13 protein-coding genes are annotated in these 12,500 nt (G+C 43.0%); 2 read left to right on the plus strand and 11 right to left on the minus strand.

What is annotated here, in order from left to right:
* Positions 1 to 81 precede the first annotated feature (81 nt).
* Positions 82 to 420, plus strand: coding sequence for a P-II family nitrogen regulator (locus tag MIS45_RS06110; RefSeq protein WP_249446272.1), 339 nt, complete (start codon positions 82 to 84; stop codon positions 418 to 420).
* Positions 421 to 569: 149 nt separating this feature from the next.
* On the opposite strand, the gene MIS45_RS06115 is transcribed toward MIS45_RS06110, so the two are convergent.
* From MIS45_RS06115 to MIS45_RS06155, 9 genes are all read right to left on the minus strand, one after another.
* A complete protein-coding gene (locus MIS45_RS06115; RefSeq protein WP_249449880.1) occupies positions 570 to 1,376 on the minus strand; it encodes an RNA methyltransferase in 807 nt (268 codons plus the stop codon).
* 178 nt (positions 1,377 to 1,554) lie between these two features.
* Positions 1,555 to 2,808, minus strand: coding sequence for an N-acetylmuramoyl-L-alanine amidase (locus tag MIS45_RS06120; protein ID WP_249449881.1), 1,254 nt, complete (start codon positions 2,806 to 2,808; stop codon positions 1,555 to 1,557).
* Positions 2,796 to 3,251: a tRNA (adenosine(37)-N6)-threonylcarbamoyltransferase complex ATPase subunit type 1 TsaE gene (gene tsaE, locus MIS45_RS06125; protein ID WP_249449882.1), complete on the minus strand. Its 456-nt coding sequence runs from the start codon at positions 3,249 to 3,251 to the stop codon at positions 2,796 to 2,798. The genes MIS45_RS06120 and tsaE overlap by 13 nt, the downstream gene beginning before the upstream one ends.
* A 195-nt stretch (positions 3,252 to 3,446) precedes the next feature.
* Positions 3,447 to 4,184, minus strand: coding sequence for an oxygen-insensitive NADPH nitroreductase (gene nfsA / locus MIS45_RS06130; protein WP_249449883.1), 738 nt, complete (start codon positions 4,182 to 4,184; stop codon positions 3,447 to 3,449).
* Positions 4,185 to 4,203: 19 nt separating this feature from the next.
* Positions 4,204 to 4,440, minus strand: a complete 237-nt coding sequence (locus MIS45_RS06135) for an RNA-binding S4 domain-containing protein (RefSeq protein ID WP_249449885.1) — start codon at positions 4,438 to 4,440, stop codon at positions 4,204 to 4,206.
* Between the two features lie 61 nt (positions 4,441 to 4,501).
* Positions 4,502 to 5,392 carry a hypothetical protein gene (locus tag MIS45_RS06140; protein WP_249449886.1) on the minus strand — a complete coding sequence of 297 codons (891 nt, stop codon included), beginning with the start codon at positions 5,390 to 5,392 and terminating at the stop codon, positions 4,502 to 4,504.
* 123 nt (positions 5,393 to 5,515) lie between these two features.
* Entirely contained in the window at positions 5,516 to 6,166 is a 651-nt protein-coding gene (gene grxB, locus MIS45_RS06145) for a glutaredoxin 2 (protein WP_249449887.1), read from the minus strand.
* A 74-nt stretch (positions 6,167 to 6,240) separates the two neighbouring features.
* Positions 6,241 to 8,127, minus strand: coding sequence for a lytic transglycosylase domain-containing protein (locus tag MIS45_RS06150; RefSeq protein WP_249449888.1), 1,887 nt, complete (start codon positions 8,125 to 8,127; stop codon positions 6,241 to 6,243).
* A gap of 129 nt (positions 8,128 to 8,256) precedes the next feature.
* Positions 8,257 to 8,865, minus strand: a complete 609-nt coding sequence (locus tag MIS45_RS06155) for a nitroreductase family protein (RefSeq protein WP_249449889.1) — start codon at positions 8,863 to 8,865, stop codon at positions 8,257 to 8,259.
* Positions 8,866 to 9,090: 225 nt separating this feature from the next.
* On the opposite strand from MIS45_RS06155, the gene MIS45_RS06160 reads away from it, so the two are divergent.
* The gene (locus tag MIS45_RS06160) at positions 9,091 to 9,777 is read left to right on the plus strand and encodes a sulfite exporter TauE/SafE family protein (protein ID WP_249449890.1); all 687 of its coding nucleotides are present in this window, start codon (positions 9,091 to 9,093) and stop codon (positions 9,775 to 9,777) included.
* 582 nt (positions 9,778 to 10,359) lie between these two features.
* Here MIS45_RS06160 and MIS45_RS06165 read toward each other — a convergent pair.
* Entirely contained in the window at positions 10,360 to 11,544 is a 1,185-nt protein-coding gene (locus tag MIS45_RS06165) for a PilT/PilU family type 4a pilus ATPase (protein WP_283397256.1), read from the minus strand.
* A gap of 172 nt (positions 11,545 to 11,716) precedes the next feature.
* A complete protein-coding gene (locus tag MIS45_RS06170) occupies positions 11,717 to 12,487 on the minus strand; it encodes an ADP-ribosylglycohydrolase family protein (RefSeq protein ID WP_249449891.1) in 771 nt (256 codons plus the stop codon).
* Between the last annotated feature and the right edge of the window lie 13 nt (positions 12,488 to 12,500).

Below are 12,500 nucleotides of genomic sequence, written 5' to 3' on the forward strand. Positions count from 1 at the left end.
TTCAGGCTGCCTTATTTGATATTGAATAATAGGCAGCCTGAAAAATTATTTTTTAATTTATTTTTATCACGAAAGCACATCATGAAAAAAATAGAAGCCATTATCAAACCATTTAAACTAGACGATGTCCGCGAAGCTTTAACCGATATTGGCATCACAGGCATGACCGTAACTGAAGTCAAAGGTTTTGGCAGACAAAAAGGACATACCGAAGTCTATCGTGGCGCAGAATATGCAGTGGATTTTTTGCCCAAAGTGAAAATTGAAGTTGTGCTGCCCGATGATTTGGTAGAACGCGCCATAGAAATTATTCAAGAAACCGCGCGTTCGGGTAAAATTGGCGATGGCAAAATTTTTGTTTATCCTGTTGAAGAAGTTATCCGCATTCGAACGGGTGAAACAGGCGAAATCGCATTATAAATGAAATTGAATAAAAGGCAGCCTGAAAACATTTTTCAGGCTGAAACCTTTGCAAAACCCCTAAATTTTGAATTTTAAGAAATTTATTTTTCAAAAAAGTTCAAAAAATAGGGTTTTGCAAAGGTTTCAGGCTGCCTATTTAAATATAATCAATCTTGTGTTTTTGCAATCTTCTCCGATACTTTCCGAAAAAATCCACGCAAAATATCAACATCTTCCGTAGTCGTATCCGCACGATTAAACAAAGCGTGTAAGCGGCGAACCATGCGTTCTTGATTACGGCGTTTGAAAAAATCCAGCTCTTCCATAGTTTGTTCCAAATGTCGCACCATGCCTGCTACTTGGTCGGTAGTGGCAAGATTGCGTTCGGGAATCAGATGCGACATATCGGCGTTCACTTGGCTGAACAATTCGTAACACACCACTTGCACCGCCTGCGCCAAATTTAGCGAAAAATAATTTGGATTGCCCGAAATCGTCATCAAGCGATTACATTGCTGCACTTCGTCAATGCTTAATCCAAAGGTTTCATTACCAAAAACCAATGCAACGGTTTGCCCATTTTGCGCAGCGGCAAGCAGACTAGGCGTGAGTTCGCGTGGTGTTTGCAATGGCGTGGTTAATTCGCGGCGACGGCTGGTTAATGCGCAGCTTAATACAGTGCCTGTGAGTGCTTCGGGCAAAGTGGCGACAATTTTAGCTTGTTCCAGCACATCTACCGCACCCGATGCCAAAATGAAACTTTCTTCAGGTAGCCTGAAATCGGTAGCATGTTCTGCGATAAATTCGGGTGGTTCAGGTGTCATCGGCGTTGCCATGATATTAGGCGCAACCAATACTAATTGACTCAATCCCATGGTTTTCATGGCACGTGCTGCTGCTCCAATATTGGCAGGATGACTGGTGCGGCTTAATACAATTCGGATATTTTGGAGATAATCGGGTACAGCAGACATGGGTATTCCTATGAAATTCATTAAAATTATTTTTCAGGCTGCCTATTTAATCAAAAGGCAGCCTGAAAATATAGTTGTAGAAGTGAAAATGTAATACAAGGCGGTGAGCCGCAGACAGTACAAGTAGTACGGCAAGGCAACACAGTAGTACTTTTTCAATTCTACGACTATTATTGATTTAACGTTTGGTATGGCGTAAATATTGTTGTACTGCATCGGCAATGCCTATTGCCAATTTTCGGCGATGCGTTGCGGAATTTAACAATTTTTCTTCTTCTGGATTGGATAAAAAACCCAGTTCTATCAATACCGAAGGAATATCTACTGAACGCAATACGACAAAATCGGCAGTTTCCACTGTGCTTTTACGCAATTTGGTGTATCGCCCCATTTGTTGCAAAATCAAATTGCCCAAGCGCGTACTATCTGCGGTGGTTTGTGCTTGCATCATGTCTGTCAAAATAGCGTCCACATCTTTGTTACCAACACTGGGAATGCCATCTACATAATCGGCATTATTTTCTGCCAAAGCAAGTTCTCGTGCGCGTTCACTATTGGAACGCCCCCACACAAATACATCTGCACCGCGCAATGTGCCATTATTGGACGCATTGGCGTGAATAGACAAAAATAAATCGGCATTTACACGACGAGAATGTTGGCGACGGTCGCGTAATTTAACAAAACTATCACCACCGCGTGTCATGTGAACAATATAACCTTTGGCTTCTAGCTGACGTTTTAATTCCAATGAAGTCGCCAAAACAACGCTTTTTTCGGTTGTACCATTAGGCCCTGTCGTACCTGGGTCTTTGCCACCATGTCCTGCATCAATCACTATCACAGCACGGCGATTATTGCGTGCTTGTGTGTTCCGTCGTTGGCGTTGTTTATCGTTTATCAAATCCATCAATGGGTCATCATTATTTTTATTGGACTGGCGTGATTGAGTACGCGCATTATTTGATGCAGATTTGGCAGGTTGTGCTTTGGCTGGCGCTGCATTTGCGGCTAAGACATCGAGTTGCACGCGATGTTTCAGGCTGCCTGATGGTGCGCGTGTACTCATTTGTACTTTTACAGCTTGTTTCAAATCAAACACAATACGCACAACTTTGGTATTTTTCCGACCAATACGCACCGATTTGAAAAACGCATCTGCACCAGAAATTTGGCTGGGCAAATTATTCAGCACCGCATTGATTTCCACGCCTTCTAAATCCACAACCAAACGCGTGGGATTGCTCATCATAAAATGCGTTACTTTAATATTTTTATCGGTTTCCAAAATTAACCGTGAGCGGTCTGCCAAGCGCACAATGCGACTGGATAATAGTTTGGGTGTATTGCCAGATGGTGCGGCAATGACAACGCCTGTTAAAGCAGTGCTGGCAGCAAGTGTTAATAAATGACGGCGAGTTAATTTTGCCATTGTTCAAGTTCCTTTTCTGCGGCGGCGTGGCAAGCGTGAATGGTGCAACGGCGACCTTCTGCTTCTTGGGTTAATTCAATGATAAAGTCGGCTGGTGGCACATAATCACCCCCTTGTTGCGCCCATTCTATTAAGCATAAACTATTGGAAATTAAATCGTCCAAGCCAGCATCTTCCCATTCTTCTGGCGTTGAAAAACGATATAAATCAAAATGATGAACGGTTATTTCAGGCAGCGTATAACTTTCTACAATCGCATAAGTTGGACTTTTTACCGTACCTGTATGCCCCAAGCCACGCAATAAACCGCGTGTGAATGTGGTTTTTCCTGCGCCCAAATTGCCTTGTAAATAAATAATAGTTGGCGCGCGAAAATATTTTGCCCACGATGAGCCTAAATCAAGTGTGGCAGCCTCGTTTGGCATAAATTGGGTTAATTGCATGAATTCGTATCAAAAAATATAAAATTGCTTATTATAAAGTGCGAAATGCGTGTAAACAAGATTTTATCGTTAATCCACTATACATAAGGGAGCTGGCAACGCTGTACTGGTTTAGTGAATTTACTATATCAATAGGCAGCCTGAAAACAAGAAAATAGTTTTCAGGCTGCCTTTATACAATGTTTATGATGTGATTTAGCGTTTCGCAAAACCTTGTTTTTGCAAAAAGGGTAATAAATCAGGGCGCACAGGTCGTGCAAAATTGGTACGAATTTGCTGCACCCAATCCAAATCCAATTGACTGCGTTCACGATAATATTGGCGTACCACTTCATTATATGCTTGCAAATCATCGGTAGAGGCAGCCTGAAACACGTTTCCCGATAACAAAATATTTTGTGGTAAACGTGGACGTGGCGCAGGGTCTTGTTTTGGATAACCCAAACACATCGCTACAATCGGTACAACGCCTTGCGGTAATTGCAAAATTTGTGCGATTTCGGGCAGATTATTGCGGATACTGCCAATAAATACACCGCCCAAGCCGATAGATTCCGCCGCCAGCAACACATTTTGCGCAAAAATCCCCACATCCACCGCGCCCACCAGCAATACTTCCGTCCAATCTAATTGGACTTCGGGAACCAGTTGCGCGTGGCGTGTCATGTCAGCACAAAACACCAAAAATTCGGCACATCGTTCCACATAAGCATGACCCTCCTTTTCGCCTGCACAAATGGGACGGATTTGGGCGCGTTTCGCCAAATCGCTGACACGAATCACGCTGACATTTTGCAAAAAACTGGACGTGGACGCAGCTTGTCCTGCGGCAATCAGCATCTGCAAAGTTTCAGGGGCAATCGCTTCATCGGTAAATTGGCGAATGGAGCGATGTTGGAAAATGGTGTTGAGTGTGGGTGTGCTGTTTTGCATGATTTTTCCTTATATATTTTCAGGCTGCCTCTGGGTCGCTGCCGCTTTGTACTTCTAAAATATGGCCATTGAATTCAATCACATCGCCGCCACGAATTTTCGCAGTTTTGCGCGTTTCGGCTGCACCATTACGCAAAACTTGTCCTGCCGCAATCAGCATTTTGGCTTGTCCGCCACTTTCGGCTAGTCCTGCTAATTTGAGCAAATCGCATAAGGCGATGTATTCTTGGTCTTCTAAATAAACGCTTGCTTGCATGGTTTTTCCTTGTTTATATGATTTTTTCAGGCTGCCTGAAATGATTAGGCAGCCTGAAAAATTAATTTTGGGTGGGATATTTAATTAAACGAGATACATCAATTTGTTTCATTAATGCACCAATTTGTATCAAACGGCGTGCGCTTTTTTCGTACCACATTTTTTGAATGTCTTCGGGTAAATCCTGCACCAAAGTTCCCGTTGGTGTCCATATTTGTTGCTTATCATCTATGATTTGTATGCCCTTTTCATTATATTTACTGAGAATTTTGCCATTATTGTGGTACACAATCACTTCAAAACGTGAGCCATCACCAACATACGCTGTATATTGTCCTATTTTGCGTTCTTGTGAATCAAAAAATTCACCCACGGCTTGTCCCATAACGCGCACATTGCCTTTTGCATGGCTTAATAAACGACCATTGGGGCGATAAAATTTTGCACCAATCGCATCATCATTATCATTGAGTTGCCAAATGGCGGTCATAACCATTTGTCCATTATCATAAACACTAGCTACTGCCCGTCGATGATTTCGGTGTGAAAAAATGAATACTTCACCATTAGGCTGGTAAGTTACATGAAAGGGATTGAGCGGATGTTTCCCAAAATCCAATAAATCTTTTGCCTGCAAAACAAATTTATCGGTTTGCTTGGTTTGTGTATCGCTGTAAAAATCCTGCACCAAAACGTTGCCATCTGCCAGCGTGCCGACATGAACCCGATAATAACCGCGTTTTTCAGGCTGCTCCACGCGCTTTCCATCTTTATCAAAATACGCCACAATTTTGTCCACGCGTTCCACCAATTTTGGCGACTCGTCCACATAATTGTGCTGATACTGCGCCAAAGCTGCTTGTGCAGTTGGTGGCATATCGGGTGCAGTTTCATACGGTTTTGCGTAGGCAAATGAAGTGGCGCATAATAAAGCTAAAATCCATGGTTTCATCATCGTATCCTTTCAATAAAAATGTATTTTCAGGCTGCTTTTTTGATAATAGGCAGCCTGAAAAACCATTCCATCACCTTTCAGGCTGCCTGAGTAGATTTTGCAAAGATTTCAGCCTGAAAATCACAATGCTCTATCAAAATATAAATCTACACCGCTATTTTCCGCCATATGCATCACATAATCCATCACATTTTGCGGATAAACTACGCCGCGTACAATGCTTAAATTGCGTAATAATGGGAAAATCAAAATATCTTCCATGCTGATATTTTCACCATTCAGGCAGCCTGAATCGCGGATTAAATCGTTTAATTGCTGCAATTCTTCATTGGCTTGCTGCAAATATTGCGCGGTCTTGTTGAGATTTTTATCAAAGCTGCCCAAAGTTTTTTCTTTTTTGTGCTGGAAATACGCAATCGCTTCGGGCGTGGCAAATTCGGGCAAACCGATTTTGATGCAACGTGGCTGAATCAAATGGTTGCCGTATTCACTAAAACGGTCAAACCATGCTTGCACTTCGGGGCGAATGGTTTCGTTCAAACGTGCGCTGCCTGCGTATTCGTCAATATAACGCACAATATCCAAACTTTCGCCCATATATGTGCCATCTGCTTTTTGCAAAATGGGGACTTGTTTGGCACCAATTAAGCTGATGGGTGTGGTTTCGTCATCATTTTGTAAGATTTCTGTTGCAAATGCTAGCTTGTGTAACCCCAAAATCATGCGTGCGCGAATACAAAAAGGACAATGGTCGTAAATATATAATTTCATATCAATTTTTCTTTCTAAAAAATGTTTTCAGGCTGCCTATTTGTCATAAATGGCAGCCTGAAAATTACGAGGGATTAATAACGTGCTGGCACAACACCCATGCGTTGTTTCAGCGAGGGCTGACCACCCAACAAACTGCTGTAATAAACCGTATTGGTCATCACTTTTTTCACATAATCGCGTGTTTCGTTGAATGGAATGGTTTCAGCATAAATCGCACCTTCCATATTGCCACCTTGCCATCTGCGCGCACGCCCTGGACCTGCGTTGTAGCCTGCGGTTGCCAAGATTTCGTTGTTTTGCAAATTGCGTCTTGCATCAGCCATATACCATGTACCCATGCGGATATTGCCGTCCATGGTATATAAATCGCTGCTGTTCATGCCGATTTTACGCGCAATTTCACGCGCCGTAGCTGGCATAACCTGCATCAAACCTTGCGCCCCTGCGCTAGATTGTGCGCCCATCACAAAACGGCTTTCTTGGCGAATCAAACCATAAACCCATGCTGGGTCAACGCCATGCTGTTGTGCGTAGCTGACAACCAAATCACGATATGGCATCAAATAACGCAAATTGAAATTCAACGCATGGTCTGTTCTGTCCGCGCTATAAATTGCCATATCATAGAATTGATGATTATGTGCCAGTTGTGCCGCAGTCAGTAAGGTGGTTTCATTCATGCCGCGCACCGCATAACGCCATTCATTTTGTGCTTGACGGCGCATACGGCTGTTACCACTTTGTTGCGCATGGGTAAACAAAGTCAGCGCACGATTGATTGCGCCATCACGACTCAACTGCTGCACATTGGCTTGTGTTGCATCACCAACATTATTGCGTGTATTAATGCGTTGTCCCAACTCTTCAGTTGATAAAACTGCATAGAAATTACGTCCACTTTGTGCTGCTTTTTGATACAGGCTACGCGCTTGTCCATTATTACCCAATGCTGCCAAGCTGCGTGCGCGCCAATATAACCAAGTTGGGTCATTTTGCAATTTGGCTGGCATACTGGCGATAATATTGTCCAACGCTTGCCAATTTTGTGAACGCAATGCGGAACGTGCATACCATTCAAATTGTTCCGTATTCAGTTGCTTGCGGTCTGCTAAATGATAATACGACAAAGCAGTACTAAAATTTTGATTTTTCGCATGCGCTAACCCTAAAACACCCCATGCATAACCCACTTGTTCACTATTCAGTCTGCCTGCCATTGCTTGCAAACGCGCTGCCGCTGCATCGGGCGATTTTTGTGCATCTTGGCTAATCACGCTGCGCAACATATTTTCTTGCGTACCATAACCCGAACCACTGTTTAATGGACTACCCAAAGCTGCTGCTAAATTTGCTGCATCAGTAGATTGTCCGCTACTCAACAAACCACGCACACGTCGCCATGCACGGCTTGGATTCAGGCTGCTGGCACGCGCTTGTAATAAAGTATTACAACCAGTAGGTAATTTTCCAGTTTCTTCCAACAAGTCATTTACAAATTGAGCATTGTTTTCCACGCCAAGCAAATGCGCATAGCAGCGAGTTTCTTGATGACGACCGTCAGGATGTACACGCGCATATTCTTGCGCAAATAAGCCTGATTGACCGCGTCGTCCCAAACTTTTCAGCCATTCATTGCGGACACTTTCGCCCATTGCGCTGTCTGATTGTGTTGCCAAAAATTGCATTGCTGCATTGTCATCGCCATTTTTAACCGCAGCCAATGTACTATCCAAACGCTGATAATCATAAATGATTTGGTTTGCCGCTTGCATTGGACGTTGAGGTGCAGAAAATACCCCTACTGAATGATTCATAGCAGGCATGGTTGGCGTGCCTGTTTGAGTGGAAATTGTTTGAAGTGTTGCGTTATTGGTAGACTGTTGTGTAGAAGAACAAGCCGCTAGAACTGCCAATGCAATGCCGCTGATGCCGTTGGCTGCCAATTTGATAACTGTCATGCAAAATTCCATTATTGTGTTGAAAATTAAAAAAATTTAAAAGGCGGCATCATATCACTTTTTTATTAATAAGGCAGCCTGAAAACATAATTTTCAGGCTGCCTATGAATTATTTACGCAGAAATAACCTTAATTTGCACCGTAAACTTTAAAACGTTCTTCCAATGGATTAAATGTTTTTTCGCCAGCAGGTGCATCAATGCCACCAAATACCATTTGCGCACGCAATGTCCAATTGGCAGGAATATCCCATGTTTTAGCCACTTCTGCATCAATGACAGGATTATAGTGCTGCAAATTTGCGCCCACATCCGCAGCTGCCAAAGTTGTCCAAATCGCATATTGTGTCATCGCATTTGCATGGTCTGCCCAAATAGGGAAATTGGCTGCATAAGCAGGGAATTGTTCTTGTAAACCGCGTACAACGGCTTGGTCTTCAAAAAACAAAATGCTGCCTGCCCCTGCTTTGAAGGCATTTAATTTATTGGCAGTAGGTTCAAATTTGTCTTCTGGCACAATTTTGCGTAATTCAGCGGCGGCAATATCCCACAATTTTTCGTGTTCCAAGCCAAACAATACAACAGCACGGGTAGATTGTGAGTTAAAAGATGAAGGAGTATGCAGCACCGCGTGTTCCACAATTTGTGAAATTTCGGCTTGGCTAACAGGCAGTTCTTTGTTTAAAACATAGATAGTGCGGCGTTTTTCTGCAATTTGTTGCAAAGTTTGTACAGACATAATGCTTTCCTTTGTGGGTGTTATTAAAAATAAATTGAAATTGTACTGCGAGCCATTTATTTTAACCAGCGCAATAATCAACAAACTATTTTTCTTTATAAGAAACATTGCCGAGATAGTTGTCAATATAAGTTAGTTAAAATAAAAACAATGCGATTTTATATTACCACATCAGGCAGCCTGAAAACGTGTAAAATGCTTTTTTTAGCTTTTATTGAAGCAATCATGCACGAACCTATTACCCTACTTTCTTTGTTTTTACTTGGTTTTCTAGGTGGTACACATTGTGTTGGTATGTGTGGCGGACTAAGCAGCGCATTCGCCTTGCAATTACCACCGCATATTCAACGTATCTGGCTGATTATTTTGCTTAATGCAGGCAGAATTGGTAGCTATGTTGTTATCGGCGCACTGATGGGTGCATTGTCGCAAATTGGTAGTTTATTGGAACACACGCGCACCGTGCAACTGGGTTTGTCGCTTGCTGCTAATATTTTATTATTGCTAATGGGCTTGTATTTAGCGGGCATTTTTTCGCTAGCAAGCAAAATTGAACTTTTGGGGCGACCCATTTGGCGGCGGCTAAATCCCTTGCTCAATCGCTTATTACCAATTCGTTCCGTATCAGCGTGTTTGGGCGTGGGCATATTGTGGGGCTGGTTGCCATGCGGCTTGGTTTACAATGCTTCTTTATATGCGCTCGGCAGCGGTTCAGCGATGCAGGGGGCATTGTATTTATTGGCGTTTGGTTTGGGAACATTGCCTAATTTATTGGCAGCAGGTATTTTTGCGGTACAACTGAAACAAATTTTGCAACATCGTATGCTGCGGTTGAGTGTGGGCTTGTTGGTCAGTTTATGGGCGATTTGGCAGATTATTCGGGTATGGTTGGTGTTTCAGGCTGCCTTTTAAATGTAAAAACCGCATTATATAAATAATGCGGTTCTTTTTTGCTTTCAGGATGAAACTTTTGCAAAAACCATGCAGGCAGCCTGAAAACGTGTAGATCAGATATAGTCGCAGAACTGAAAAAGCAGTACGGCGTTGCCAACGCCCTTATGTACTATTCGTACACGGCGGGCGTTGTCGCCTTGTACTGCATTTTCATTTCTACGACTATACTTTTCCTGATAATTTTATATAAAAACAAATATGGTCGTTTGAAATAAAAATAATACAATGTTGTCAGCCCATTATGTACTTTTGTACACGATGGTCTCTATCGTCTTGTTAGTATTAATTTAAAACGACTATAGTTGCATGGTGGAAAAAATGTTAGATTTAAGAACCTGTGTTCGTAAGATTGATAACTTGATTTTATTGTCAATTCATGCGAATACAAGGCGGCTTCCCACGCCAATATTGAACATATTGGCGTGGGAAGCCAACGCAGTAGTCGTATGAAGTGGCGATAAAAGCAAGCTATTAAGATTATGAACACAGGTTCTAAGAATCCAACTTACAATTTGGGAGTTGCAAGGGTTTCAGGCTGCCTTATTGCTGCTCATCAGGCTGTTCGTGCTGATAATCCATAATAGACAAGCCGTCCAATGCCCCATCTTCGCCAGCTGTGGCATTTTTCTTACTGTTCAATTTAATTTGTAAACGCAAGTCGTTGGCAGAGTCGGCATTTTTAATCGCATCGTCATAGGAAATCATGTCGTCTTCATACAAATCAAACAAGGCTTGGTCAAAGGTTTGCATGCCCAATTCGCGTGATTTCGCCATGATTTCTTTAATGCCATGCACTTCGCCTTTCAAAATCAATTCGGAAATCAAAGGCGAGTTCAACAAAATTTCTACTGCTGCTGAACGACCTTTACCTGTTTTTCGTGGAATCAAACGTTGCGAAATGAAACCTTTTAAGTTCAAAGATAAGTCAGTCAGCAATTGGGTGCGGCGTTCTTCGGGGAAGAAGTTGATGATGCGGTCAAGTGCTTGGTTAGAGTTGTTGGCATGCAAGGTTGCCATACACAAGTGTCCTGTTTCGGCAAAAGCAAGCGCATAGTCCATGGTTTCGCGGTCGCGAATCTCACCAATCAAAATCACATCTGGGGCTTGGCGCAAGGTGTTTTTCAATGCGGCAAACCAGTTTTCGGTATCCACGCCGACTTCGCGTTGTGAAACGATGCAATTTTTGTGTGGATGCACATATTCAATCGGGTCTTCAATGGTAATGATATGACCAAAGCTGTTTTCATTGCGATAATCAATCATAGCAGCGAGAGATGTGGATTTACCCGAACCTGTACCGCCAACAAAAATCACCAAGCCACGTTTTTCCATAACCACATCGCGCAATACAGGCGGCAATTTTAAATCTTCAAATTTGGGAATATCACTGGTAATCACACGGCAAACCAAAGCGGCTGCGCCACGTTGAATCATGGCATTGATACGGAAACGAGATACACCAGCCAAACTGATGGCGAAGTTGCATTCGTTGGTGTTTAAAAATTCTTCGGCTTGTTTGTCGTCCATAATGGAACGCGCGATTTGCATGGTGTGTTCGGCGGTCAGCGGTTTATCGCTCAAACGGGTTAATTTGCCGTCCAATTTCATGGCTGGTGGGAAGCCTGCGGTGATGAATAAGTCCGAGCCTTTGTTTTTGACCATGTGAGTCAATAAGCTGTGAATGAACTTTTTCATTTCTTCGTTTACGGGTGGGAGTGCGGACATTATGTTTTCCTTATGTATTTGATTTATGATGATTCGGTAAAATTGAAAGGGGCGTATTTTATCTTGTTCAGGCTGCTTTGTCGCGTTTAGGCTGCCCGAAAATAAGGGAAGTGTTGTATCTTGTTATAAAAGGCAGCCTGAAAATCATTTTTTCAGGCTGCCTTTGGCATATTTATTGTGTTATTTTTAATAAAATATCGCTGATTTCATGAGGCAAAATATGCAACACATTTTTGCGAATGGCGGCTGGAATACCGCCATAATACGCTTCGGCAATGCTGCCTGTAATCGCCGCAATCGTATCGCTGTCGCCACCCAAAGAAATCGCCAAACGAATCGCGTGTTCAAAACTGTGGCTATCCAAAAACGCGATGATGGCTTGCGGTACCGTGCCTTGGCAGCTTTCATAAAAACGGTATTCTGGGCGAATTTGCTCGCAGGTTTGGCTTAAATCGTAGCCAAATTCGGATTCAATTTCTTGGCGAATATAATCCTTATTTTCGCCTTGTCGCGCCCAAAAAATAGCGGCGGCGGTGGCAAGTGCGCCTTTAATGCCTTCGGGATGATTGTGTGTGATAGCAGCAGATTGTTCGGCTTTATCCAACGTTTCGTCCAAGCTGTCAAATGCCCAACCAATCGCAGAAACACGCATGGCTGAGCCGTTGCCCCATGATTTATACGGTTGTGGGTCATTTGACCAAATCCATTGATTGAAACGTGCACCATACGCGCCACATGGATTGGGATAACGGCGACACCATGTTTGCATAATTACCGCTAAATCTTGCTCGCAACCGCCCAATACCCACTCGGCAACGGCGGCGGTGCAAATGGTGTCATCGGTGTAATCGGATGTGGGTGAGAAAAGTTCAAAATCGGTGTCTTTGTAATTATCAAATTCAAAGCATGAGCCAATAATATCGCCTGTTGCTGCGCCTAGCATGATGATTTCCTTT

Origin of the sequence: Wielerella bovis, from assembly GCF_022354465.1 — a bacterium.
Classification (GTDB): Bacteria; Pseudomonadota; Gammaproteobacteria; order Burkholderiales; family Neisseriaceae; genus Wielerella; species Wielerella bovis.